The sequence below is a fragment of the Gluconobacter vitians genome (assembly GCF_015244565.1).
GTDB classification, from domain to species: domain Bacteria; phylum Pseudomonadota; class Alphaproteobacteria; order Acetobacterales; family Acetobacteraceae; genus Gluconobacter; species Gluconobacter vitians.
Genome location: NZ_JABCQG010000008.1, coordinates 1 through 25529, shown reverse-complemented (window position 1 = coordinate 25529; position 25529 = coordinate 1). Strand labels below are relative to the sequence as shown.

Here is a 25529-nt window from a genome sequence, read left to right as displayed (position 1 = left end):
TCTGCCAGATTACCGGTTCAGGGCGCCACGCAGCGTGGTGACCAGATCGGTCTGTTCCCAGGTGAAGTTGTCCAGAACCGGATCCGGCGCACGACCGAAATGGCCATAAGCGGAGGTCGGAACATAGATCGGACGGTTCAGACGCAGATGCTTGCGGATGCCGCGCGGGGAGAGGTCCACAACTTCGTTGAGGATCGCACCCAGACGGGCTTCGTCCACATCCTTGCCCGTGCCGTCGAGGTCAACATAGACCGAGAGCGGCTTGGAGACGCCGATGGCGTAGCTGAGCTGGATCGTGCAGCGGTCGGCAAGGCCGGCAGCCACGACGTTCTTGGCGAGGTAACGTGCGGCATAGGCTGCCGAACGGTCCACCTTCGTGGGGTCCTTGCCGGAGAATGCGCCACCACCATGCGGGGCTGCGCCACCATAGGTGTCGACGATGATCTTGCGGCCCGTCAGGCCTGCGTCGCCGTCCGGTCCGCCGATGACGAAGTTGCCGGTCGGGTTCACGTAGAACTCGTCTTCCGGGCAGGTCCAGCCTTCCGGCAGGATGCCGTTGACCACGTCGCGCAGGGTCTCGCGGATCGTGTTCTGGCTCATGCCTTCGACATGCTGCGTGGAAATCACGACGGACGTGACGCCAACGGGCTTGCCATCGACATAACGCAGCGTGACCTGGCTCTTGGCATCCGGCAGAAGGCCGACGCCACGGGCGTCACCGTTCTTGCGGTAGTCGCGGATGCGCTCGAGGATCGTCTGCGCATAGAACAGCGGCGCAGGCATCAGGTGCTCGGTTTCGCGCGTGGCGTAGCCGAACATGATGCCCTGGTCACCAGCGCCCTCGTCCTTGTCGCTGCCGCTGTCAACGCCCTGGGCGATGTCGGCGGACTGTGCGTGCAGATAGGAAGTGATGTCGGCCTTCTTCCAGGAGAAACCTTCCTGGTCGTAGCCGATGTCCTTGATGGCTTCACGGGCACGGTCGATCAGCGTGTCCTCGACCTCTTTGGGGCCGCGGACTTCACCGGCCAGGATGACGCGGTTGGTGGTGACCAGCGTCTCACAGGCAACACGCGCTTCCGGATCGGCCTGCAGATAGGCGTCCAGAACGGTATCGGAAATGCGGTCCGCCACCTTGTCGGGATGGCCCTCGGAAACGGACTCGGACGTGAAAAGGAAATCGCCGTGATTGCGCACTCAGGGACCTCGCAGGGAATGAGTGGTGAGAAGGGCCACAAGGTGTCTTGGCAGACAGGCTGTGGCATTCAGGGAGGGGACGGCTTGGCGGAATTGGGCGCAAGGGTCAAGGGGCTGCGTGAAGGCTGAACGCGGTTTTCTGCGGGAAAGTCCCGGAAACCGGCCACAAATCACAAAAAAGAGAGCGCGCGAACCCGTTTCATTTTTCAACGACACCGTCCATGCTGCGTTCGTGCTCCCGTGAACCTTGTTGCCCGTCATGGGCACGGTCCCGGGAAAAACAGAGAGTTTGAGGCATTCGACATGTCGAATCAATTTAACGGTAAAGTCTGTCTGGTCACTGGCGCAGGCGGCAATATCGGTCTTGCGACCGCCCTCCGTCTGGCAGAAGAGGGCACGGCCATCGCCCTTCTGGACATGAACCGCGAGGCCCTGGAAAAGGCGGAAGCCGCCGTCCGTGAAAAGGGCGTCGAAGCCCGCTCCTATATCTGTGACGTCACATCTGAAGAGGCCGTGACCCAGATTGTGGATACCGTGGTCCGGGACTTCGGGAAGATCGACTTCCTGTTCAACAATGCCGGTTATCAGGGCGCCTTCGCCCCCGTTCAGGACTATCCGTCCGACGATTTCGCGCGTGTGCTGACAATCAACGTCACCGGCGCCTTCCACGTCCTCAAGGCCGTTTCGCGCCAGATGATCACGCAGAACTACGGTCGCATCGTCAACACTGCCAGCATGGCCGGTGTGAAGGGACCGCCGAACATGGCAGCCTATGGCGCGTCCAAGGGCGCCATCATCGCCCTGACCGAAACGGCCGCGCTCGACCTCGCCCCCTACAACATCCGCGTGAACGCCATCAGCCCCGGTTACATGGGGCCCGGCTTCATGTGGGAGCGTCAGGTCGAGCTTCAGGCCAAGGTCGGCAGCCAGTATTTCTCCACCGATCCCAAGGTCGTGGCCCAGCAGATGATCGGCAGCGTCCCGATGCGTCGCTATGGTGACATCAACGAAATCCCTGGTGTGGTGGCGTTCCTGCTTGGGGATGATTCCAGCTTCATGACGGGTGTGAACCTGCCGATTGCTGGCGGTTGATGCGAGATCCGGGCTCTGCCCGGGCCCGGCAGGGATCTTGATCCCTGCACCCTGTTTTAAGTTAGCGTTTTAAGGCGTCGGCCATTGTGTAGAGGCCGGCGGGGCGTCCTGCGAGCCATCTTGCGGCCAGCAGGGCGCCTCTTGCGAAGACCCTGCGGTCCAGCGCGCGGTGCGACAGGGTGATCTGTTCGTCCGCCGCCATCAGGACGAGGTCATGTTCGCCCACGATCTGTCCGCCACGCAGGGAAGCGAATCCGATCGCGCCGTCCGGACGGCGGCCGTTCTGGTCGGTCCGGGCCACGTCCTCGAGCCTGACCCCACGCCCTTCCGCTACAGCACGGCCAATCGCCAGTGCCGTGCCGGACGGCGCGTCCAGTTTCTGGCGGTGATGCACTTCCAGGATTTCCGCATCATAATCCGGCAGTCCCGCACCAAGCTGCCGCGCCAGCTCCAGAAACAGCGTCAGTGCGGGCGAGAAATTGGCGGCCTGAAGAACGGGAATATGCTGCGCCGCCGCGTTCACGGCATCCTGCGCGCCCTGATCGAGCCCCGTCGTCCCCAGAACCCAGGCGCATCCGGCCTGTGCGAAGGCTGCCGCATGGGCCGGGACGGTCGAAGCATGGCTGACATCGATCACCACGTCGCAGCTTTTCGCAAGCGTGGCAGGATCGGTCGTGATGTTGCGCTGGGTGTCTGCGGTGCGGGACAGGCCGCCGACGAGGGCGTCCCCGGCCTCTTCGGCACAAAGCGTTCCAAGCCGGCCCGTAATGCCGGCGATACCAATACGGGGAGCGGAAATCTGGGTCATGGTCGGTCCATCAGAACGGAAAAATCAGGTGTTGGCGTCAAGCCGGGCGTCGAAACGGCTGCGGGCGGCCTCGATTTCGGGACGGTTCGACAGCGCCCACTGACCGAAGGCTTCCGTCAGCGTCCACAGCGATTCCCCGAGCGTCGTGAGTTCATAGTCCACACGCGGCGGAGTCGTTGGCGTAACGGTTCGCAGCACGAGGCCGTCGCGTTCCAGATTTCGCAAAGTGAGCGTCAGCATCCGTTGCGAAATCCCGTCGATCGCACGGCGCAGTTCGCTGAAACGGTGCGGTCCGCGCCCGAGCGACTTGACGATCAGGATGCTCCATTTGTCCGTCGTGCGCGCCAGAATGGAGCGGATGACGGCACAGGCATCGCTGTTCTGCGTGCAGTCTGGCGGGGATGGAAGCGGAGTAGTCTCGCTGACGCGAACATCCATGTGCCTATGGTTCCGGAATGTGCCTTCTTGCGGCGGGGTTCAAAGGTTCCTTATCTGGTGCTGGTTACGATCAGGAACCGGAAAGATCAAAATGAAACTTCTCCATATCGATTCCAGCATCCTCGGTGACAGCTCTGCCAGCCGTCATGTCAGTGCCGCCGCTGTCGCCCAGTTCCGCAAAAAAGATCCGTCCGTCGAGGTCATTTCCCTCGACCTTGCCAGCGATCCGCTGCCGCATCTGGACGTCGAGGCGCTGTCCTGGCTTGGCAAGGACCTGACGCCGGATGTTTCGGGCCGTCCCGAGCTGATCGCCGGCGCCAATGCCCTGAAGGACTTCAAGGCTGCCGACATCGTCGTCATCGGCGTACCGATGTATAACCTGTCGATTCCCAGCCAGCTCAAGGCCTGGATCGACCGCATCATGGTGGCGGGCCAGACGTTCCGCTACATATCCGGCGGCGGGATCGAAGGTCTGGCCAAGGGCAAGAAGGTTGTGCTCGCCGTGGCCCGTGGCGGCCTCTATGGCGAAGGCTCCCCGGCCGCATCCTTCGAGCATCAGCTCAGCTATCTGAAATCCGTGTTCGCCATGATCGGCATCACGGACCTCACCGTGATCGAGGCCGAGGGCCTCGCCACGAATGGTGGCGCCGACCGTGCCCGCATCCTCTCGGACGCAGAGCAGAAGGCCAGCGCGCTTTAATCAGTCCGTCACGCCAGTATCCGGTCCGAACGTCTCGTAACGCAGGCGCTCGGCCGGAACGCCGGCTGCTGGCAGGCCCTGCACCATGTCACGCATGAAGCCTGTCGGACCACACAGATAGGTCGAGACTCCGCCGGGCAGCTGCTCGGCCACCCAGGCGGCAGTCGGGCGACCGTCTTTCTCCGTCAGGCGCGTGATCACCCGGATGCGACCTACAGAATTGTGGGACAGCTCCGCCAGACGCTCCGCGAACGGCGCGGTCTCTGCAGAATGGGCGATCTGCACGACATGAACGGGCGTCGTGACACCGGGCTGGGCCAGCGCTTCCAGCATCCCGATCATCGGTGTGATACCAATTCCGGCGCAGACAAATGCCAGCGGTCCTTCGACCTTCTCCGGCAGCACAAAATTACCGGCAGGCGGCGACAGCAGGACTTCCGTCCCCTCACATTTCCCGCTGTTCAGCCAGCCTGAAACGGCACCGTTCGAAACATGACGCACGCTGATGCGATAGCCCTTCCGGTTCGGGCTGGACGTGATGCTGTAATTGCGGCGCGTGCGTCCATGGCCCGGAATATCCAGATCAACGCCCAGATACTGCCCCGGAACGGCGCTGATGACCGGCTTGCCATCCACAGGCTCCAGCTCGAGCGACGTGACATTTGCACATTCCGGCACGGCGCGGGCAATGCGAAACGGACGCCAGCCGGTCCAGCCGCCTTCCGCATGGGCGCTGCTGTCATAAAGCTGATGCTCGCGGCCGATCAGGATATCCGCCAGCGCCCAGTAGGCCTTGCCCCAGGCGTCAAGGATTTCCGGCGTTGCGGCATCGCCCAGAACGTTCGAAATCGCGCCGAGCAGGGCGGTGGCGACATGCGGATAATGCTCCGGCTGGATTTCGAGGCTAGCATGTTTCTGCGCGATCCGTTCGACCGCACCGCCCATCACACCCAGATTGTCGATGTTCTTTGCATAGGCCAGCACGGCCATGGCCAGCGCACGGGGCTGCGTACCGTTGGACTGGTGCGTCGGGTCGAACATTTCCGCAATCGCGGGATCGGCCAGCAGGCGGCGGTACATTTCGGACGTGATCGTCACGCCATGGGCTTCGAGCGCCGGGATGGTCGCCTTGATGATGGCGATGGTTTCGGGCGTGAGGCTGCGGTCGGCGGAAGTGGACATGAGCGGTCCCCTTAAAGGTGTATTTCAAATACATCTTTAAAAACGTGACCTGCGCCTGTCAATCTGGCAGAGGAGTCGCCATGCGCCTGACACTGCACACCGATTACGCCCTGCGCGTGCTGATCCATCTTGGCGTTCACACGTCACGCCGCGTCTCCATCCGCGAGATCGCGCAGGCCTATCGCATTTCAGAGAACCATCTGGTGAAGGTCGTGCACCGCCTGGGGCAGGGCGGTTTCGTCACGACCGTTCGCGGACGTGGGGGCGGGCTGGAACTCGCGCGCCCGGCTGCGGAGATCAATGTGGGCGCGGTCGTCCGCTTCACCGAAGACGACATGACGCTGGTGGACTGCGAGGGCCGCAACAGCACGGACGGCCAACCCTGCGTCCTGTCTCCGGCCTGCGTGTTGCGTGGTGTACTGGGCGATGCACTGGGCGCGTTTCTGGCAGTGCTGGACCGCTACACGCTCGCCGATCTGCTGACAGGTCGTGAGGTCGCGCTTCTTGGTCTCACCCGCCTTCCGGAAGGTGACCAGATTTACAGACCCTAAAGGATATTTTCGGCGCGGCCTGACATGAAAAAAACCGGTGTCTCCAAAGAGAGCACCGGGTTTTTGTAGATCTGAAAGATCAGCGGCCTTCGAAGAAGTCGCGGACCTTGGCGAAGAAGCCGCTGTTTTCGGGGCTGCCCTTCGCATGGTCGTCCCCGGCTTCCTTCTCGAACTCTTCGAGAAGTTCGCGCTGGCGCTTCGTCAGATGGCTCGGCGTCTCGACCGAGACCTGGATGTACATATCCCCACGGGCCGAGGAACGCAGGACCGAGAAGCCCTTGCCACGCAGGCGGAACGTCTCGCCCGTCTGTGTGCCGGCAGGGATGCGGACCTTGCTGCGGCCACCATCCACGACCGGAACCTCGACTTCCGTGCCCAGCGCCGCCTGCGTCATGCGCAGCGGAACGCGGCAGTAGATGTTCGATCCGTCACGCTGGAAAATGTCATGCGACAGGACGGAGATGTGAACGTACAGATCACCCGGCTGCACGCCTTCGCCACCGGCCTCGCCCTTTCCGGCCATGCGGATGCGGGTGCCATCCTCGACGCCGGCCGGGATATCGATGCTGATGGTTTCCGTCTTCGCTTCCGTGCCCGTGCCGTGACAGACCTTGCACGGATTAGCGACGGTACGTCCCGAACCATGACAGGTCGGGCAGGGGCGCTCGACGAGGAAAAAGCCCTGCTGTGCGCGGACCTTGCCCGCACCATGACAGGTCGGGCAGGTGCTGCTGCCGGCCTTCGGATCGGCCGAGCCCGAACCGTGACAGGCTTCGCAGGTCACGCGCGTCCGGACTTCGACGTCCTTCGTCACGCCCGTGAAGGCTTCCATCAGCGTGATCTCGACCTGAACCTGGACATCCGCCCCGGTCCGGCGGCCACCACCGCGGCGGCCCCCCATCATGTCGCCGAACATCTGGTCGAAGATGTCGCCCAGACCGCCAGCACCAGCAAAGCCACCACCGAAGCCGCCGCCCATTCCGCCCATGCCACCTTCGAAGGCGTCATGGCCGTAGCGGTCATAGGCCGCGCGCTTCTGCTCGTCCTTCAGGACCTCATAGGCTTCATTGATTTCCTTGAACTTCTGCTCGGCGGCATCGTCACCCGGATTACGGTCGGGATGGTAGCGCATGGCCTGCTTGCGGAAGGCTTTCTTCAGCTCGTCCTGCGAGGCCGTGCGGGAGACTTCAAGGGATTCGTAATAGTCGATTCTGGTGGCCATGTTCGGTCCTTGGGGCGGTCCTGAAGGGCGGTCCCTGTCGAGGGCCGGAAAACAAGAATGGCGCCCACCCCCTTGCGGGAACGGGCGCCCTCGGAAAACAGGGTCAGACGGAGCGTTCAGCTCCGCCTGCGGAAGTCACCCGATCAGTGCTTCTTGCTGTCGTCTTCGAGGTCTTCGAAGTCGGCATCAACAACGTTTTCGTCTTTCTTCTCGCCTTCCGGTGCAGCGCCACCTTCAGCGCCCTGACCAGCCTGGTACACAGCCTGGCCAACCTTCATGGCAGCCTGCGTCAGCTTCTCGCTGGCAGCCTTCAGGGTGTCGAGGTTTTCACCACCCAGAGCTTCGCGGGCTTCGGCGATTGCAGCTTCAGCTTCGGATTTGTCGGCCGCCGGAACCTTGTCGCCACCTTCGGTGATGGACTTTTCGGTCTGGTGGATGAGGCTTTCCGTGCTGTTGCGCAGCTCGACCAGTTCACGCTTGGCCTTGTCAGCGGTTGCGTTGGCTTCCGCGTCCTTGACCATGCGGTCGATGTCGGAGTCAGACAGACCGCCAGACGCCTGGATCTTGATCTGCTGTTCCTTGTTCGTGGCCTTGTCCTTGGCGGACACGTTCACGATACCGTTGGCGTCGATGTCGAAGGTGACCTCGATCTGCGGCACGCCACGCGGCGCCGGCGCAATGCCCTGCAGGTCGAAGTTGCCCAGCAGCTTGTTGTCAGCTGCCATCTCACGCTCGCCCTGATAGACCTTGATGGTCACGGCGTTCTGGTTGTCTTCAGCCGTGGAGAAGGTCTGGCTCTTCTTGGTCGGGATCGTCGTGTTGCGGTCGATCAGACGGGTGAACACGCCACCCAGCGTCTCGATACCCAGCGACAGCGGCGTCACGTCGAGGAGCAGGACGTCCTTGACGTCACCCTTCAGGACAGCGCCCTGAACGGCAGCACCGATAGCGACCACTTCGTCAGGGTTGACGTTGCGTGCCGGATCCTTGCCGAAGAATTCCTTAACCGTCTCGATGACCTTCGGCATACGGGTCATGCCGCCGACCAGGATGACTTCGTCGATCTCGTTCGGGGAGACGGACGCATCCTTGATGGCTGCACGGCACGGGCCGAGCGTACGCTGGATCAGGTCATCAACCAGGCTTTCCAGCTTGGCGCGGGACAGCTTGACGACGAGGTGCTTCGGACCGGAAGCGTCAGCCGTGATGAACGGCAGGTTGATCTCGGTTTCCTTGGAGGAGGACAGCTCGATCTTGGCCTTTTCGGCGGCTTCCTTCAGACGCTGCAGGGCAAGCTTGTCACCACGCAGGTCGATGCCCTGGTCCTTTTTGAACTCGTCAGCCAGGAAGCCGATGATGCGGTTATCGAAGTCTTCACCACCCAGGAACGTGTCACCATTCGTGGACTTCACTTCGATCACGCCGTCGGAGATCTCGAGGATGGAAACGTCGAACGTACCACCACCAAGGTCATAGACGGCCACCGTGCCGGAATCGCGCTTGCCAAGGCCGTAGGCGAGGGCTGCTGCGGTCGGCTCGTTGATGATGCGCAGGACTTCAAGGCCGGCGATCTTGCCGGCGTCACGGGTTGCCTGACGCTGGGCGTCGTTGAAGTAAGCCGGAACCGTGATGACAGCCTGGGAGACGGTCTCACCAAGATAGCTTTCGGCGGTTTCCTTCATCTTGCCCAGAACGTAAGCCGCGATCTGTGCCGGAGCATACTTCTCGCCACGTGCTTCAACCCATGCATCGCCATTGTCGCCACGGACGATGGCGTACGGCACCATCTCCTTGTCCTTCTGGACGGTCGGATCGTCGTAACGACGGCCGATCAGACGCTTGACGGCATACAGGGTGTTGGACGGGTTGGTGACAGCCTGACGCTTCGCGGCCTGTCCGACAAGACGCTCACCGTTATCGGTGAAAGCGACCATGGACGGCGTCGTGCGGGCGCCTTCGCTGTTTTCGATGACCTTGGTTTCGTCACCCTCGCGCACTGCAACGCAGGAGTTGGTGGTACCAAGGTCAATGCCAATGACTTTGCTCATATGTTCTTGTCCTCTCAGCGGTCCGTCCCGGCCCTGTGAGGCACCGGATCGAACCCTATTGACGTATCCAGACCCTCACGGGCCTGTGTTCCGACTACTGATCTAGGCAAGGCCGCAAGGGGTTTCAAGCACTTGGACGACACATTTCGTCGAGAATATTCTCTTCCTGCATGCCGAGGAGGAATATGACTGTTTCAGATATGGCCGGCGCCCTCTAGTAAGGTTGTGCCTTCCGCTTTGCCTGCCAATGGGACAGTCTTTACACAGCCATGCCGAACCATTCCTATTTTCGTGCCACGCTGCTGGCTGCCCTGGCCTGCCTTTCCGCAACCGGCCTGTCCGCCTGTGGACCGATGGGGCCAGGCAAGCTGCGGAATGACCAGCTCGAATATTCCCGCGCCCTGGGGGACACCCAGAAGCATGAGATGCTGCTCAATATCGTCCGTCTGCGCTACGCCGATCCCCCGACATTCCTTGATACGACGCAGGTGATTGCGGGCTACAGCGTTTCCAAGAGCGTCAGTGGCGGTTTCTATGCCTATCCGGCGACGGCAGTTGGAAACTATCTGTTCGGCACAGGGACGATGTCGCTCGGGGAAAGCCCGACCTTCACCTATCAGCCGGTGACGGGCCAGCAATATGCCGAGAACGTGGTCCGGCCGATCTCGCCGACCGTCATCATGCCGCTCAGCCTTGGTGGTCTGCCGATCGACACGCTGCTGCGTCTGACCGCACAGTCCATCGACGGCCTGTCCAATGTCCGCGGGTTGGGTGCAGGTCCGTTCGGGGGTGGTTCGGTCCGGTTCTATCTGCTTCTGCACGATCTGCGGCAGCTCCAGATTGCCGGAGCCATGACCATCCGCATCACCAATGAAGGTGCCTCGGCGCCCGATTCCAAGAAGAACGGTGGCAAGTCCGATAGTAATGGTGGCGGCAATAGTGGAGGTGCGGAGCGGTCCTATCTTGTCCTGACGTCCACTTCGGACAGCAATCTTCTGGCGATCCAGGCAGAAGTGCGCCGGCTGCTGCATCTCGATCCGGGCGCGGAAGAGGCCGAAATCGTTTACGGACCCTATCCCAAGCATCCCGGCAAGCAGATCGCCATTCTTACCCGTTCCATGCTCGCGATGCTGACGCAGCTCGCCTATGAGGTCGAAGTTCCGGAAGACGACATCAAGACCGGCCGCACGCCGCCCACGATCGGGCAGGTCGGAATCGAAAACCGCCCGGAAGTCGTGATCCATTCAGGCAAGCAGGAGCCGGACGCGTGCTACGCGGCGGTCAGTTACAATAACACCTGGTTCTGGATCAGTGACCGGGATTTTCAGAGCAAGCTGGCGTTTACGATGGTGCAGGTGCTTGCAGCCCTTGCGGCTACAAATCACACCGGCGGTGCAGTCGTGACAATTCCAGCTGGGTAATAAATATAACGCACATTTGAATTTACCGAAGCAGAACTGTATTCAAACACGGTTTTGTTAGAATGGAATTCAACAATATTTAAAAAGAGCCATAGCTTTCCTGAAAGTCTGGAACTACCGTCCGAACTATCAGTTCAGGAGGCTTTCACCAATGCCAACTACTTATGGCAACAGGACCCTGACCGAGTGGCTCACACTGGTCCTCGGGGTTGTTATCATTCTGGTGGGGCTGTTCTTCGTTATCGGCGGGGCTGACCTCGCGATGCTGGGCGGCTCTGTCTATTACGTCCTTTGTGGCATTCTGCTGCTTGCCGGCGGTGTTTTCATGGTCATGGGACGCACGCTGGGCGCATTCCTCTATCTGGGTGCGCTTGCCTACACATGGATCTGGTCGCTGTGGGAAGTGGGCTTCAGCCCGGTTGATCTTCTCCCGCGTGATTTCGGCCCGACGCTGCTCGGCATCCTTGTCGCCCTCACCATTCCGGTTCTTCGCCGGATGGAAACCCGCCGTACCCTGAGGGGAACCGTCTGATGCGCAGATCCCATCTTCTTGCCACCGCTGCCTGTGCCACGCTGGCCTGGGCACCGCTGGCTGCCAATGCCCAGTTTGCCCCTGCCGGAAGTGGTGGTGCACCGACATCCACTGTCCCGGGCCCCGGCAATGGCAGCAGTGGCAATTCCTTCGAGCCGACTGAAAATACGCCGGCTTCGAAAAGCCGTTTCTCCGGCCCGTCTCCCTATGCGCCCCAGGCTCCCGGTGTGAACGCCGCCAACCTGCCGGATATCGGATCCATGGATCCGAACGACGTCCCGCAGATGGTTCCGCAGCAGAGCGCCAATCCTGCACATGGTGACTGGGCCGCTTATGGCCATGACGACAGCCAGATGCGCTATTCGCCGCTGTCCGAGATTACGCCACAGAACGCCGATCAGCTTCAGGTTGCTTTCCGCTACCATACCGGCAGCTACCCGCGTCCGGGACAGGTGAACAAATGGGCGGCTGAAACCACACCGATCAAGGTGGGTGACGGTCTCTACATGTGTTCGGCGCAGAACGACATCATGAAGCTTGACCCGACAACGGGCAAGGAAATCTGGCGTCACAACATCAACGAGAAATACGAATCCATCCCCTATACCGCAGCGTGTAAGGGCGTGACGTATTTCACGTCGTCGCAGGTGCCGGAAGGCCAGCCCTGCCATAACCGTATTCTTGAAGGCACGCTCGACATGCGCCTGATCGCCGTGGATGCGGCGACCGGCAATCTGTGCGAGGGCTTCGGCAATGGCGGACAGGTCAACCTGATGCAGGGTCTGGGCGAGTCCGTTCCGGGCTTCGTGTCGATGACGACGCCGCCGCCGATCGTGAATGGTGTGGTCGTGGTCAACCACGAAGTTCTGGACGGTCAGCGCCGCTGGGCTCCGTCTGGTGTGATCCGTGGTTATGACGCCGAAAGCGGCAAGTTCCTGTGGGCCTGGGACGTGAATCGTCCCAACGATCACAGCCAGCCGACCGGCAACAACCATTACAGCCGTGGTACGCCGAACTCCTGGGCTGCGATGACCGGCGATAATGCCCTGGGCCTCGTCTACGTCCCGACCGGTAACTCGGCTTCCGACTATTACAGCGCCCTGCGCAGCCCTGAAGAAAACAAGGTCTCGTCCGCAGTTGTCGCGCTTGACGTGAAGACGGGTTCGCCGCGCTGGGTCTTCCAGACCGTTCACAAGGACGTCTGGGACTATGACATCGGCTCGCAGGCAACGCTCATGGATATGCCCGGCCCGGATGGGCAGCCTGTCCCGGCGCTCATCATGCCGACCAAGCGTGGCCAGACCTTCGTGCTGGACCGTCGGGACGGCAAGCCCATCCTGCCGGTCGAGGAGCGTCCTGCTCCGTCGCCGGGTGTGATCCCGGGCGATCCGCGCACGCCGACGCAGCCCTGGTCCACGGGAATGCCCGCCCTGCGCGTTCCGGATCTGAAAGAGACGGACATGTGGGGCATGTCCCCCATCGACCAGCTCTTCTGCCGGATCAAGTTCCGTCGTGCGAACTATGTGGGTGAGTTCACGCCGCCGAGCATCGACAAGCCATGGATCGAATATCCGGGCTATAACGGTGGCAGTGACTGGGGCTCCATGTCCTACGATCCGCAGAGCGGCATCCTGATCGCGAACTGGAACATCACTCCGATGTATGACCAGCTCGTGACCCGCAAGAAGGCCGACGAACTTGGCCTGATGCCGATCGATGACCCGAACTACAAACCGGGTGGCGGTGGCGCCGAAGGTAACGGCGCCATGGACGGCACGCCTTACGGTATCGTCGTGACCCCGTTCTGGGATCAGTACACGGGCATGATGTGCAACCGTCCGCCCTATGGCATGATCACGGCCATCGACATGAAGCACGGCCAGAAGGTGCTGTGGCAGCACCCGCTGGGAACGGCCCGCGCCAATGGTCCGTGGGGTCTGCCGACCGGTCTTCCCTGGGAAATCGGTACGCCGAACAATGGTGGCTCGGTCGTGACGGCCGGTGGCGTGGTGTTCATCGCGGCAGCTACGGATAACCAGATCCGCGCCATCGACGAGCACACCGGCAAGGTGGTCTGGAGCGCGGTCCTGCCAGGCGGTGGTCAGGCCAACCCGATGACCTACGAAGCCAATGGTCATCAGTACGTTGCCATCATGGCAGGTGGTCATCACTTCATGATGACGCCGGTCAGCGATCAGCTGGTGGTTTACGCACTGCCTGATCACAAGGGCTGAAAAAGCGGAGGCTGAGGCCTCCGGATGATGGAAGGGGTGGTTTTCGTGCCGGAAATGGCACGGAGACCGCCCCTTTGTCGTTTCCGGAGCCGTTTTTTCCATTTTTCGGGTGGGAAGCGCTTCCAGACCCGGCTACAGGCTGTTTTCGTTCACAAAGATCTTCCCGGAACAGGCCACCTCCGACTGTCATGACCGACCGCTCTCCCGTCATCCTTCAGGTTCTTCCGGCGCTGGGCACCGGCGGGCTGGAGCGCGGGGCTGTCGAGATTGCCGCGGCGATCACGCAGGGCGGTGGTACGGCACTTGTCGCCTCGCGCCCCGGCCGGCTGCTGGTGCAGCTCCGTCATGCCGGCGCACGCCATATCGAGCTTGATCTGAAGAAAAAATCCCCTGTCGCCGTGCTGCGCCGGGCGCAGGATCTTCAGGCCATCATCCGCAGTGAAGGTGTGGATCTGGTCCATGCCCGCTCGCGGATTCCGGCCTGGGCGGCGTGGATCGCCTGCCGCCGCGAAAACATCCCGCTCGTGACGACATGGCATGGCGTGCATGAGGCCAAATGGCGGGCCAAGAAGCTCTATAATTCCGTGCTGGCGAGGAGCACCCGGGTCATTGCGATTTCGGAGTTCATCGCCTGCCGCCTGCGCAGCGAATACGCCGTGCCGGAGAGCCGTCTGCGCGTCATTCCGCGCGGGGCGGATCTACAGGAGTTCACGCCCGGCACGATCTCCGGTGAGCGTGTGCAGAAACTGGCCGAGGCCTGGCGCGTGCCTGTCGAGGCCAGGATCATCCTCATGCCTGCGCGACTGACGGCATGGAAAGGGCAGGGCGTTCTGGTCGAGGCGCTGGGTCTACTGCGCTCACGGATGGGGACAGGCTGGATCTGCGTTCTCGCTGGCCCGGAGAATGACCGGAAGTTCTCGCGCAGGCTGCAGCAGCGCGTACGGGAACTCGGTCTTGAAGAGCATGTTCGCTTCGCCGGAACCTGCACGGATATGCCGGCGGCCTGTGAACTGGCGAGCGTCGTCGTGGCGCCCTCGCTCCGGCCCGAGCCGTTCGGACGCACGCTGGTGGAAGCGCAGATGATGGGCCGCCCCGTGATCGGCACGGCGCAGGGAGCCATGATGGAAACGATCCTGCCCGGCGAGACGGGTCTGGTTGTGCCTCCCGATGATCCGGAAGCCCTGGCCGACGCCCTGAAAAGCGTTCTGGAAACGGATGATGATGCGCTGGACTGGCTGGCGGAAAAGGCCCGGGCCCATGCCATCGCCAATTATACGACGACGCTGATGCAGGCCCGTACGCTGGGTGTGTATGACGAACTTCTGGGCACCCGTCTGCGGGAGACATTTGAGGAATACAGCCATGACCAGTAAGGACGCAAAACCGACAGAACAGATCATCCGTGACCGCGCCGCGGCCGCGAAGGAAGAGCGTGAAAGCCGTGAGGCCAAGGCGCTCCGGGCCAATCTGATGCGTCGCAAACAGCAGCAGCGTGCCCGCCCGCAGGATGAAACCGGCCCGTCATCCACCGATGATCGCTGAGTGCCTGTGAAACGGCATTTTCCGCTTCCCACGCCGCAGGAACTGGCGCTCACAGGCGTGACGGTGCTGTGGGGCGGAACATTTCTCGTGCTGCACATCGCCATGCAGCATTGCGGGCCGCGCTTTTTCGTCTTCGTCCGCTTCATGATGGCAGCGGTATTCGTCGGACTGCTGGCCGGGCGGAAGCTGCTGGATATCAACCGGCGTGAAATCCGTGCGGGCGCTCTGATCGGTGTGGCCCTAGCGACCGGCTATGTGTTGCAGAGTGCGGGCCTGCGGGACATCACCAGCAGCCGTTCCGCCTTCATCACCGCGCTTTACGTTCCGCTCGTGCCGATCTTCCAGTGGGCCTTCCTGCGCAAGGCACCGCATCTGATGAGCTGGCTCGGAATCGCGCTGGCGTTTGACGGACTGGTCTGTCTGGCGGGGCCGGCTGCGCTGTCGCTGTCCTTCGGGCACGGGGATCTGCTGACGCTGTGTGCCGCTATTGCGATCGCAGCCGAGATCGTGCTCATCAGTCTCTATGCGCGGGGCGTGGACAGTCTGCGCGTGACGGTCATGCAGCTCTTTGCCGGAAGCCTGTTTGCCGGGCTCATGATGCCGGTTTCGGGAGAAGCCATTCCCGCTTTTTCATGGGTCTGGTTCAGCTGCGCGCTCGCGCTGGGCGGACTGAGTGCGCTTGTGCAGGTCGTGATGAACTGGGCGCAGAAATCCGTCTCCCCCACCAAGGCAGCTGTGATTTATGCCGGTGAGCCGGTCTGGGGCGGGCTTGTCGGCTGGCTGGCTGGTGATCATCTGCCCCCTGCGACCCTTCTTGGTGCCGCGCTGATCGTAGGAGGCGTGCTGACCAGCGAACTGCGCCCGCAATGGCTGGAAGCCCTGCTGGGACGTTCATCACAGACCCTCACGAAAAATGACTGATCCGACACATTGCGTGATCGCCCATCGCTCGCTAGAGCAGGTGGGTTAGACGCACAGGGCGATTTGTACCGCCCTCGTTCAGGAGTGCCTTCATGCCCATCATGCCCGACACATGGATCCGCCAGATGGCGCGGGAAAAAGGCATGATCGAGCCGTTCGTGGAGGCCCAGAAGCGCGAAGGCGTCATTTCCTACGGCCTGTCGTCCTATGGCTATGACGCGCGCGTGGCGGAAGAATTCAAGATCTTCACCGACGTGGACAGCGCCATCGTCGATCCGAAGAACTTTGCGTCCAACAGCTTCGTGACCCGTACCGGCGACATCACCATTCCGCCGAACAGTTTTGCGCTGGCCCATACGGTCGAATATTTCCGTATCCCGCGTGACACGCTGGTGGTGTGCCTGGGCAAGTCCACCTATGCGCGCTGCGGCATCATCGTGAACGTCACGCCGCTTGAGCCGGAATGGGAGGGCCAGGTCACGATCGAGATCAGCAACACCACGCCGCTGCCCGCGCGAATCTATGCGAACGAGGGCATCTGCCAGTTCCTGTTTTTCCAGGGTGCCAGCCCCTGTGAGGTCAGCTACGCCGACCGTGCTGGAAAATACATGCGCCAGTCCGGCGTCACCACGCCCCGCCTCTAAAGCCTCGCTCTCAAGGCCCATTTCCCGAGGCCCGCTTCTCAAGGATCGCACCATGGACCGTTTCATCATTCGCGGTGGCCGCCGCCTGACAGGCGAAATCGAGATCGGGGGAGCCAAGAACTCCGGCCTCAAGCTCATGGTCGCGGGCCTGCTGACGTCTGAGCGGCTGGTGCTGTCCAACGTGCCGGCCATTGCGGACATCAAGACGATGCGCGACCTGCTGATAGGGCTGGGCATCACGGTTGAGGACGCCGGGCCGCGCACGCTGTCCATCGGTGGCGAGATCGGTTCCGTCGAGGCGCCGTATGACATCGTCTCCAAGATGCGCGCCTCTATTCTGGTGCTCGGTCCGCTTCTGGCCCGCGCACGTGAGGCAAAGGTCTCGCTGCCGGGCGGCTGCGCTATTGGAACGCGCCCCGTGGATATGCATCTCAAGGGGCTTGAGACGCTGGGCGCCGTAATCCGTCTCGAAAACGGTTACATTAACGCGACCGCTCCGGACGGGCTTAAAGGTGACCGGATCATCCTGCCGTTTGCCAGTGTGGGTGCAACCGAAAACCTGCTGATGGCCGCGACGCTGGCGAAGGGGCGCACCCATATTGTCAACGCCGCGCGCGAGCCGGAAATCAGTGATCTGGTGCACTGCCTCAACGCTATGGGCGCGCAGATCACGGGTGAAGGCTCGGGCACGCTGGTCATTGACGGTGTGGAGAAGCTGCACGGCGCGCATTACGCCGTCATGCCGGACCGTATCGAATGCGGCACCTATGCCTGCGCGGCCGGTATCACGGGCGGCGATCTGCTGCTCGTGGGCGGCCGGGCTGATGATCTGGGCTCCGTGATCCGTACGCTTGAAGAAACGGGCGTCGAGGTTCTGGAAGAAGAACGCGGCCTGCGTGTCCGTCGCAGTGGCACGCTTCAGGGCGTGGACATCATGACCGAGCCGTATCCCGGCTTCCCGACGGACATGCAAGCGCAGTTCATGGCAATGCTGTCGGTGGCCGAAGGTGCATCCATGATCACCGAGACGATCTTCGAAAACCGCTTCATGCATGTCCCGGAGCTCAACCGCATGGGCGCACGCGTGAACGTGCATGGCCGTTCCGCCATCATCCGCGGCGTGCCGAAACTGTCGGGCGCTCCCGTCATGGCGACCGACCTGCGCGCCTCGTTCTCGCTGATCCTCGCAGGGCTGGCGGCGGAAGGCGAAACACAGCTCAGCCGCATCTATCATCTGGACCGTGGCTATGAAGGCGTGGACCGCAAGCTCGCTGCCTGCGGTGCCGATATCGCCCGCGTTTCAGACTAACAGGCAAAACAGGGCACCCGACGATCGGGCTGCCCTGTTTGATGTATAAAAGTTTTTGGGTTCCGCCTTTTTTCAAAAAGGCGGAGAGCCCTGAAGCTTTTTAGAAAAAGCTTCACCAAAAACTTTTATACGTTTGTGACCAGATCCTTCAGGACGGCTGCTGTGCCGCGGGTTTTCAGGTCTTCGCGGGCCTGGATGAAGCGCGTGAGGAACTCGGCGGAGTTTTCAAGGCCCCACCCGGCAAACACGCTCATCTCCAGCGCTTTGGCTGGATTGGTGTCCAGAGCCAGAGCACGGTCTTCGGCGCTGAGGCGAGGTTCCGTGACAGCGAAGGTGGCTTCCACGTCATCGCGGCCGGTCAGATAAGCACAGTAGCAGGCGAGGACGAAGGCGATCCGGCGCGGGTCCTGAGCCTTTTTCAGAACGTCCTCGGCCGTAGCGCGCAGGAAGACCGGCAGCTTGGACGTGCTGTCGGATGTAATGCGCAGAAGCTGGTCGCTGACCGCATGGTTGCGGAACCGCTCCAGGAGCTGCGTGGCATAATCCGGCAGGCTGATGCCCGGCGGGGCGGTAAGCTGCGGCTCGACGTCATGGCGCAGGAACTGCTCCAGCAGAGCGGCCAGATGTTCGTCGCCCATGGCTTCATCGACCAGCCGGTATCCCATCAGAACGCCCGGAAGGGCGAGCGTGGAATGGGACGCGTTCAGCATCCGCAGCTTGACCTGTTCGTAAGGCTCGACGTCATTCGTGAACAGCACACCGGCCTGATCCCAGGCCGGACGTCCGGCAGGAAAGCTGTCTTCCACGACCCACTGGATGAAGTCCTCGCAGAACACCGGCACACGGTCCTCGACGCCGCTCTGCGCATCCAGACGTGCAACATCGGCCGGATGGACGGCCGGGGTGATGCGGTCAACCATGCAGGACGGGAAGGCGACATTGGACTCGATCCATGTGGCCAGTTCCGCGTCCCGCAGACGCGCGAAGGACAGCACGGCATTGCGCGCGACGTCGCCGTTGGACGGAACGTTGTCACAGGAGAGGATGGTGAAAGGCGCGATCCCGGCTTCCCGGCGCTGACGCAGTGCTTCGGTCATCATGCCGAACGCCGTGTGTGGCACCGGGCGGTGCAGGTCTTCGGCAATGGCGGGATGTTCGGTCATGAAGCGGCCCGCTTCATCCATGTAATAGCCGCCTTCGGTCACCGTCATGCTGACAATGCGGATGGCCGGATCCGTCAGGCGCTTCAGCGCGGCTTCACGATCGGCCGGGGCATGCATGTATTCGACCAGTGACTTCACCACCCGGACCGTATCGGGGCGGTTTGGCGGACATTCGCGCAGCGTGTAGAGCCCGTCCTGTGCGTGCAGGGCCTCGGCCTTTGCCACTTCCGCCGGATGGTCCATCAGGCCCATCCCGACAATGCCCCAGCCGGACTGGCCCGGCAGCGCAAGGGCCCGGTCCGTATAGACGGCCTGATGGGCACGATGGAAATTGCCGACGCTGAGATGGACAATGCCAGCCGTCACGCCATCCCGGTCATAGGGCGATGTCAGGATGGACCCAGGGAGGTCGGACAAAGTCTGGGAAGTCAGGATCATGGAATGGATCTTTCAGACGAAAGGACCGACTTCTTTTAGAAGCCTCGAACTTCGAGGAAACCGTTTTTGTATTTTGTGAATTATTTCTAATAATCCTCCCGGAACCGCGAGCATTACGAGAAACGGACAGTTTCCATAAAATATGGCGGCCTTTTCCGTTTTTTCCGAACTGCCGTATGATCGACGGCTTCATTCCCGTTTTTGCAGGACTGTCTTTGCATGAGTGCTCCCATCCATCGTCTGAGCTTGGACGAGCTGGTTCCGATGGTCCGGTCCGTTCTCCAGACCGAGACGGACATGATCGCCAACATGGCCAATATCGCGGCCCTGCTGTTTGAGGCCCTGCCACAGATCAACTGGGCCGGGTTCTATCTGTGGAAAGAGGCGGACGGCCAGCTCGTGCTCGGACCGTTCCAGGGCCGTCTGGCCTGCACGCGGATTCCGCTCGGGCGCGGCGTCTGCGGTACGGTCGCGCAGAACCGGGAGACGCTGGTGGTCCCGGACGTACATGCATTTCCGGGACATATTGCCTGCGACGCAGCTTCGGCATCGGAGATCGTGCTGCCGGTCGTGGCCAAAGACGCACTTGTAGGCGTGCTGGATATCGACAGCCCGGTTAAGGACCGGTTTTCCGAGTCGGATTGTGCGCGGCTGGAAGAGGTGGTCAGCCTGCTGGTGGCAACACTGGAAAACTGAGCGGGGACTGCCCCCGCTCTTTTGCGCGTCAGGCCGGAACGTTGACGGAGAGATGCTGCATCAGTTCCGGGACATCCTCGACGACCGTGAACAGCTTGCGGGCTGACGGGTCCGCAAAGCCCTGATCGACTGCATCATTGAGCGTACTGACCAGTGAGGTAGCCCAGCCGCCGATATTGACGATGTAGATCGGTTCCTGATGCAGGCCGAGCTGCTTCCAGGTCATGATTTCCATGAGTTCGTCGAACGTGCCGAGGCCGCCGGGAATGATCGCATAGGCATCGGACAACTCGAACATCCGGGCCTTGCGGGTGTGCATGTCCGGCGTGACTTCAAGCTGCGTCACACCCTTGTGCATGACTTCGCGGGCGTGGAGGAATTCGGGAATGATGCCGATGACCTTGCCGCCCGCCTGAAGGGCAGCATCCGCGACTGTTCCCATCAGCCCGACATGACCACCGCCATAAACCAGTGTGATTCCGTGTCGCGCCAGGGCCGTTCCGATCTCTTTTGCACCTTCGGCATAGACGGGGGAGTTGCCGAAGCGGGAGCCACAGAAGACGGCGCAGGAACGAATGGTCATGTCGGGTCCGTATAAGTTGAAGCGAGGATCTGTCACGCGGTCCGGCGGCCCAGAGAACGGCTGATCAGCACACCGACCAGACAGCAGATGGCGGTGGTGGCGAACATCGTCCTGTAGCCCGCGAACTCGATGACCTGTCCAAGAAACAGCCCCGAGCACGCAATGGCAAGGTCAATGAAGATGGAATAGGCGCCCAGAGCGGCACCGCGGTTCTCCGGACCCGCACTGTTGACGGCCAGAACGCCCAGTGCCGGGAAGAGCAGCGAGAAGCCGGCTCCCGTCAGCGCAGCGCCCAGAAGGGCCGCGGAGGGTGTCTGGAACACGCAGAGCGTGGCGAGTCCCAGGGCTTCCACCAGCAGCGAGACGATCGCCACGAACACGCCGCCCCGCTTTGCGATCTGTGAAGCAAAGAAAAACCGGATGACGACGAAGGTGAAGCCGAAGACTGCTAAGGCCGTGGCGGCACCCTGCCAGTGCAGGACCGAATAATACAGCGCAAGGAACGATGAGATCGCCCCAAAGCCGATGGACCCTGCGGCCAGTGCCGAACCATGCGGCAGGACAAGTCTGAGCGCGCGGGAGAAAGGAATGGGCTGGCTGGTCGAGGGGATGGGTTTGACGCCCGGATAGAACCCGATCAGCGCTAGTCCGAACAGCGGTAGGGCCACAGAGAGAATCCCGACCGAGACCAGCCCGCCATAAGGTGCGGGCAGCATGGACAGCTTGGCCCCGATCGGCGCGCCCAGCGCGATCCCGCCATAGGAGCAGATGCCGTTCCAGGAAATGGCGATGGCCGTGTTTTCCGCACCGGCGCGCCGGATGTTCCAGACGATCACCCCGGTCGCGGCCCAGCTCTCCGCCCAGCCTAGCAGAAGGCGGCTGAGCAGCAGGGCGCCCAGTGACAGCAGTGGCGTTGCCGCTAGCAGCCCTGATCCGGCAATGAGCAGCCCCGACAGCACGCAGGTCACAAGCCCGCCAATGACGACCGGTTTGGGGCCGATCCGGTCCACCAAGCGCCCTGCGGAGGGGCGGGCCGCGAAGGTCGCAAAATACTGCAGGGAGAACGTGATGCCTGCGACGGTTGTGCTGTAGCCCAGTCCCTGATGGACGAAAATCGTCAGGACGGCATTGGGCAGGCCGATCACGATATAGACGAGAAGATTGAACAGGACGACAGCAAGAACGCGTTTCGTCGGTGAGCCCGCCGGCGTGTCTTGCGCGGTCATGGAATCTGTTCTCCCGGGAGTTTGAATATTGAACGATCCTCCATGGCATAAGCCAGATGAAGGATATCGTCACGGGGGCGCGTTCTTCTTTACTTCACGATCCCGCGTGGAATTGTCCTGAATAAAGCCTTCAGACGGGCTGCCGCAGCAGGGTTGAAATGGATGTGCAGACGGTCTGGCGCAGGGGGGCGGGCATGGAGGGCAGGGCGTACTGCTCAGGCTGCCCCGTCCGGAGACTGAGAGCCTGAAGAATTCCCTGTCTTCCGGCATTATAGGCGCTGTCGCTCTGATCGGGACTCAACGGACGCGTGGTTTCGCCGCCGGTCAGGGTGGTGTTCTGCAGACAGTAATGCAGCGTCCCGGCGAGATTGGCGGGTTTGGCCGAAGACAGGTCGGGTTCGCCCAGAAAAGACACCGGATTGCGGGCCGTGGAAAACGGATGTCCCTGCTGGTTGTGGGAAAGGGTTTTTTCAAAACCGGGCGACATGGACGCTCTGGACGCGCAGCCTCCACACAGAAGGAGGGGTGCCATCAACAGGGCGGAAAGCATCAGTCGGTGCAGGCATGCGGCCATGAACAGCAGTGGTCCGTGCGGTGAAGAAACAGCCCGTTCCGGGACAGGCTGATCCCCAACGCATCAGAAGGCTGAAAGAATGCCATGATTTATGCCCGGCATTTCCGGACGTGTTCTAGAAGAGCAGTTCCATCTGGTCACAGGACACGGTTTCGGCTGCATGAAAACCCGACAGTGTCAGTCCAAGCAGGCGTACGCCGGGGACGAACGGAAACAGGGGCGCCATAAGGCTCTGACCCGTCTCCAGCAGAATTTCTTCGGACGGGACCAGGGCAGACAGGGTCCGGGCACGCGTAATCTGGCGGAAATCGGCGTATTTGACCTTCAGGGTTACGGTCCGTGCCTGAAGCTGCCGCCGCTCTGCACCTGTCCAGAGCTTGGCCGCGATCTGCGCCAGGGCCTTGTGCGCGTCAGCCTCGGAGGTCAAATCCTGAAGATAAGTCTGTTCGGTTCCGAGGGATTTGCGCTCCCGGTTCACCACGACAGGCCGGTGATCAATCCCGCGCGAGATCCCGTGATAGAACGCCGCCGCCTTGCCGAAATGCCGGGTCAGCGTCTCGATGTCCCGCTCCCGCAGATCCGCCCCCGTTTCAATGCCCAGCGCCCGCATTTTTCGAGCGGTCGCCGGGCCGATGCCGTGAAATGCATCGACGGGCAGGCTGGATACGAAATCCGGCCCCATTGCCGGCGTGATGACGAACAGCCCGTCCGGCTTGCGGTAATCTGAGGCCAGTTTGGCCAGAAACCGGTTGTAGGACACACCGGCCGAGGCGGTCAGTCCGGTCTCGGCGTGAATATCCGCGCGGATACGGTCCGCGACCAGCGTGGCAGACCCATAGGCGCCAAGATGATCCGTCAGATCCAGATAGGCTTCATCCAGCGACAGCGGCTGGATCAGGGGCGTGTAGCGCGAGAAGATGTCATGGATCTGTGCCGAGACGCTGCGATAGACATCAAACCGCGCCGGCACGAACACAAGCTCCGGACACAGGCGTTTGGCCGTGACCGATGGCATGGCCGAACGAACACCAAAGCGCCGGGCCTCATAGCTTGCGGCGGCCACAACGCCCCGTGCCTCGCCCCGTCCCACCGCGAGCGGGCGGCCGCGCAGGGAGGGGTCGTCCCGCTGTTCGACAGACGTGTAAAATGCGTCCATGTCGATATGCACGATCCGGCGTTGCTCCATGATGCAAGTTTCGCCGATTCGGAAGAACGAAACAAGATCAGGATCCGTCCATGAGCTCCGATAAAAGCCCCGGGAAAAGTCTCGAAGACGCCCGCAAAGACGCCGGCTTCCAGACGCTTTCAACCCGGCTGGCCTATAGCAACCCCTGGACCGCCATGCGCGAGGACATCATCGTCCATCCCAACGGAAAGCAGGGTCTGTATGGCATCGTAGAACGTGGCGAGTTCGTCGTAATCCTGCCTTTGCATGCGGATGGGAAAGTCACGCTGATCCAGCAGTTCCGCTATCCGGTGGGCGAGCGGCTGTGGGAATTGCCGATGGGAATGTGGGAGACGAAAGAGAATGTCGATCCAGTCAAGCTCGCTCTGGGCGAACTGCGGGAGGAAACCGGGCTACGCGCTGGTGAGATGATCCATATCGGCAGCATGTATCAGGGCGCGGGTTATTCGAACCAGAAAGGGCATGTCTTTCTGGCCCGCAATCTCACGCGCGGTGAGACGGCGCTTGAGGCGACGGAAGAGGACATCACCTGCCACGATATGACGCTGGACGCGTTCGAAACCATGATCCGCAACGGCGAACTGAAATGCATGGTGTCGCTGGCCGCCTTCGCGCTGATCCGGGCAAAAGGCCTGATCTGAGCGGATTTTTGGCTTTTATTGCGGAACCTGCAGGATATCTGGAGCGCTAGCCAGTCTCCAGATTTGCAGAAGGTCATGATGGTCGAAACCGCGTCGCCGTCTCCCGATACCAGCGAAATCATCACCCGGGGTCATCCGACCGATAATGAGCTGCTTGCTTTTTACCGCTCGGAAATCCGGTTCGAGACCGAAGTCGTGAATGGCCGCCTGCAGGCTCTTCTGGGGTCACAGGCCTTTCTGGTTATCGCCTATGCGACCGCCATGACCGGTTCCACGAAGCGATGGGGTGACAGCATGGTGCTTCTGCTGCCGCCCCTGTTCTCACTGCTGGGATTTGTGCTGGCTGTGATGGCGCTGCCGGGGATCCGGGCGGCCTATGCGGCAATCAGGAAATGGGAAGACAAGCAGCGGGTTCTGCATCAGAGCAGTCCGGACCTGACCGATTTTACACTGGCCCCGAATGAGAACGAGACCCGCGATATGATGCGCCGCGCTCAGCGTGGCGCTCTGTTCGCCCATCAGGCCCCGTTCATCTTCATGATCGCCTGGGCGCTGTTCGGGATCATCCCGTTTTATCTGTACCTGAAATAGAGTCAGATCACGACGTCAAGAAAGACAACTTCCGATCCGCCCCCTTCGACCAGCGGCGTAATCGTCTGGTTGAATACCCTGCCGTGCTTGGTCGCCATGTGAGCCTCGAAGGCCGCATCATCCCGGTAGGTTTCTTCCACATGAAACAGGTCGGGATCCGAGGCGAGCGTATAGACCATGAAACGCTCGCAGCCGGGTTCGGCGCGAACGTCCCCAGCCAGTTTCGTCAGCAGATCGCGCAGCGTCTCACGCTTGCCGGGCAGGGCTTTGAGCGTAGCATAAAGGGACTTGGCCATGACGCGGAACCTCGTACTGGTGAAGGGTCCGTCATCATTGAGCCATTGGGCCCGATCCGCAACGGCACAGCTGCGTGAGGCTGGTTAGGACTTGATATAGTCTGCTGTAGCAGCGATGATACAGCCCGCCATTCCTTGAGCCTTGCCCACAGATGTTTCGACCAGATGCCAGTGTCTGTAAGCCCATCCGGGACTGGACCTGTTGGCTCGTGTGCCTGATGCCAGAACGGTCTGGCTGTTCTGCGAATGTCTGATGCAGGCGGGTGCAATTGAAAGACTGTTCAACCGGTTCGATAC

At 61.6% G+C, this 25529-nt stretch carries 26 protein-coding genes and 1 pseudogene; 15 read left to right on the top strand and 12 right to left on the bottom strand.

The annotated features are described in order from the left end of the window. Positions 1-9 precede the first annotated feature (9 nt). A complete protein-coding gene (gene metK, locus HKD24_RS07575; protein WP_194259740.1) occupies positions 10-1194 on the bottom strand; it encodes a methionine adenosyltransferase in 1185 nt (394 codons plus the stop codon). Positions 1195-1497: 303 nt separating this feature from the next. On the opposite strand from metK, the gene HKD24_RS07570 reads away from it, so the two are divergent. Further along, positions 1498-2286 carry an SDR family NAD(P)-dependent oxidoreductase gene (locus HKD24_RS07570; RefSeq protein ID WP_194259739.1) on the top strand — a complete coding sequence of 263 codons (789 nt, stop codon included), beginning with the start codon at positions 1498-1500 and terminating at the stop codon, positions 2284-2286. A 61-nt stretch (positions 2287-2347) separates the two neighbouring features. On the opposite strand, the gene dapB is transcribed toward HKD24_RS07570, so the two are convergent. Continuing rightward, the gene (gene dapB, locus HKD24_RS07565; RefSeq protein WP_194259738.1) at positions 2348-3094 is read right to left on the bottom strand and encodes a 4-hydroxy-tetrahydrodipicolinate reductase; all 747 of its coding nucleotides are present in this window, start codon (positions 3092-3094) and stop codon (positions 2348-2350) included. A 24-nt stretch (positions 3095-3118) separates the two neighbouring features. Continuing rightward, on the bottom strand, positions 3119-3532 hold the full coding sequence (locus HKD24_RS07560; protein ID WP_194259737.1) for a winged helix-turn-helix transcriptional regulator: 414 nt from the start codon (positions 3530-3532) through the stop codon (positions 3119-3121). A gap of 91 nt (positions 3533-3623) precedes the next feature. Here HKD24_RS07560 and HKD24_RS07555 point away from each other — a divergent pair, with 91 nt between their 5' ends. After that, positions 3624-4232, top strand: a complete 609-nt coding sequence (locus HKD24_RS07555; RefSeq protein WP_194259736.1) for an FMN-dependent NADH-azoreductase — start codon at positions 3624-3626, stop codon at positions 4230-4232. On the opposite strand, the gene hmpA is transcribed toward HKD24_RS07555, so the two are convergent. Continuing rightward, complete coding sequence (gene hmpA, locus HKD24_RS07550) at positions 4233-5414, bottom strand: NO-inducible flavohemoprotein (RefSeq protein WP_194259735.1); 1182 nt, start codon at positions 5412-5414, stop codon at positions 4233-4235. 80 nt (positions 5415-5494) lie between these two features. Here hmpA and HKD24_RS07545 point away from each other — a divergent pair, with 80 nt between their 5' ends. Next, a complete protein-coding gene (locus tag HKD24_RS07545; protein WP_194259734.1) occupies positions 5495-5965 on the top strand; it encodes an RrF2 family transcriptional regulator in 471 nt (156 codons plus the stop codon). Positions 5966-6044: 79 nt separating this feature from the next. On the opposite strand, the gene dnaJ is transcribed toward HKD24_RS07545, so the two are convergent. Together dnaJ and dnaK are read right to left on the bottom strand one after the other, a co-directional pair. After that, positions 6045-7187, bottom strand: a complete 1143-nt coding sequence (dnaJ, locus tag HKD24_RS07540; protein WP_194259733.1) for a molecular chaperone DnaJ — start codon at positions 7185-7187, stop codon at positions 6045-6047. A gap of 143 nt (positions 7188-7330) precedes the next feature. Next, complete coding sequence (gene dnaK / locus HKD24_RS07535) at positions 7331-9235, bottom strand: molecular chaperone DnaK (RefSeq protein WP_194259732.1); 1905 nt, start codon at positions 9233-9235, stop codon at positions 7331-7333. Positions 9236-9504: 269 nt separating this feature from the next. On the opposite strand from dnaK, the gene HKD24_RS07530 reads away from it, so the two are divergent. The 8 genes from HKD24_RS07530 to murA all read left to right on the top strand — a co-directional run bounded on the left by HKD24_RS07530 (position 9505) and on the right by murA (position 17838). After that, a complete protein-coding gene (locus HKD24_RS07530; RefSeq protein ID WP_194259731.1) occupies positions 9505-10656 on the top strand; it encodes a hypothetical protein in 1152 nt (383 codons plus the stop codon). A 151-nt stretch (positions 10657-10807) separates the two neighbouring features. Beyond that, the gene (locus HKD24_RS07525) at positions 10808-11188 is read left to right on the top strand and encodes a glycerol dehydrogenase (protein WP_194259730.1); all 381 of its coding nucleotides are present in this window, start codon (positions 10808-10810) and stop codon (positions 11186-11188) included. After that, positions 11188-13422 carry a pyrroloquinoline quinone-dependent dehydrogenase gene (locus HKD24_RS07520; protein WP_194259729.1) on the top strand — a complete coding sequence of 745 codons (2235 nt, stop codon included), beginning with the start codon at positions 11188-11190 and terminating at the stop codon, positions 13420-13422. The genes HKD24_RS07525 and HKD24_RS07520 overlap by 1 nt, the downstream gene beginning before the upstream one ends. Positions 13423-13610: 188 nt before the next feature. Then, positions 13611-14795, top strand: coding sequence for a glycosyltransferase family 4 protein (locus tag HKD24_RS07515; RefSeq protein WP_194259728.1), 1185 nt, complete (start codon positions 13611-13613; stop codon positions 14793-14795). Beyond that, positions 14785-14964, top strand: coding sequence for a hypothetical protein (locus HKD24_RS07510; protein WP_194259727.1), 180 nt, complete (start codon positions 14785-14787; stop codon positions 14962-14964). The genes HKD24_RS07515 and HKD24_RS07510 overlap by 11 nt, the downstream gene beginning before the upstream one ends. 6 nt (positions 14965-14970) lie before the next feature. Then, entirely contained in the window at positions 14971-15885 is a 915-nt protein-coding gene (locus HKD24_RS07505) for a DMT family transporter (protein ID WP_194259726.1), read from the top strand. A 92-nt stretch (positions 15886-15977) separates the two neighbouring features. Further along, entirely contained in the window at positions 15978-16529 is a 552-nt protein-coding gene (dcd, locus tag HKD24_RS07500) for a dCTP deaminase (RefSeq protein ID WP_011252421.1), read from the top strand. A 52-nt stretch (positions 16530-16581) separates the two neighbouring features. After that, a complete protein-coding gene (gene murA / locus HKD24_RS07495; protein WP_194259725.1) occupies positions 16582-17838 on the top strand; it encodes a UDP-N-acetylglucosamine 1-carboxyvinyltransferase in 1257 nt (418 codons plus the stop codon). A gap of 125 nt (positions 17839-17963) precedes the next feature. Here the strand turns inward: murA and HKD24_RS07490 are convergent, their stop codons facing one another. Further along, positions 17964-19439, bottom strand: a complete 1476-nt coding sequence (locus HKD24_RS07490; protein ID WP_194259724.1) for a mannitol dehydrogenase family protein — start codon at positions 19437-19439, stop codon at positions 17964-17966. A gap of 219 nt (positions 19440-19658) precedes the next feature. Between HKD24_RS07490 and HKD24_RS07485 the strand changes: the two genes are divergently transcribed. Next, positions 19659-20135, top strand: a complete 477-nt coding sequence (locus HKD24_RS07485) for a GAF domain-containing protein (RefSeq protein ID WP_194259723.1) — start codon at positions 19659-19661, stop codon at positions 20133-20135. 28 nt (positions 20136-20163) lie between these two features. On the opposite strand, the gene HKD24_RS07480 is transcribed toward HKD24_RS07485, so the two are convergent. The 4 genes from HKD24_RS07480 to dinB form a co-directional block, all read right to left on the bottom strand. Continuing rightward, positions 20164-20718, bottom strand: coding sequence for an LOG family protein (locus tag HKD24_RS07480; RefSeq protein WP_194259722.1), 555 nt, complete (start codon positions 20716-20718; stop codon positions 20164-20166). A 32-nt stretch (positions 20719-20750) separates the two neighbouring features. Further along, a complete protein-coding gene (locus HKD24_RS07475; RefSeq protein ID WP_194259721.1) occupies positions 20751-21944 on the bottom strand; it encodes an MFS transporter in 1194 nt (397 codons plus the stop codon). Positions 21945-22074: 130 nt separating this feature from the next. Beyond that, positions 22075-22431, bottom strand: coding sequence for a hypothetical protein (locus tag HKD24_RS07470; RefSeq protein ID WP_194259720.1), 357 nt, complete (start codon positions 22429-22431; stop codon positions 22075-22077). 202 nt (positions 22432-22633) lie between these two features. Then, positions 22634-23704, bottom strand: a complete 1071-nt coding sequence (gene dinB, locus HKD24_RS07465; protein WP_194259719.1) for a DNA polymerase IV — start codon at positions 23702-23704, stop codon at positions 22634-22636. Between the two features lie 50 nt (positions 23705-23754). On the opposite strand from dinB, the gene HKD24_RS07460 reads away from it, so the two are divergent. Together HKD24_RS07460 and HKD24_RS07455 are read left to right on the top strand one after the other, a co-directional pair. Beyond that, the gene (locus tag HKD24_RS07460) at positions 23755-24345 is read left to right on the top strand and encodes an NUDIX domain-containing protein (protein WP_194259718.1); all 591 of its coding nucleotides are present in this window, start codon (positions 23755-23757) and stop codon (positions 24343-24345) included. 75 nt (positions 24346-24420) lie between these two features. Beyond that, complete coding sequence (locus HKD24_RS07455) at positions 24421-24936, top strand: hypothetical protein (RefSeq protein WP_194259717.1); 516 nt, start codon at positions 24421-24423, stop codon at positions 24934-24936. Positions 24937-24938: 2 nt separating this feature from the next. Here the strand turns inward: HKD24_RS07455 and HKD24_RS07450 are convergent, their stop codons facing one another. Next, entirely contained in the window at positions 24939-25232 is a 294-nt protein-coding gene (locus tag HKD24_RS07450; protein WP_194259716.1) for a putative quinol monooxygenase, read from the bottom strand. A gap of 190 nt (positions 25233-25422) precedes the next feature. Between HKD24_RS07450 and HKD24_RS15285 the strand changes: the two are divergent. Beyond that, positions 25423-25529: pseudogene (locus tag HKD24_RS15285) on the top strand (IS5/IS1182 family transposase); the annotation flags it as partial.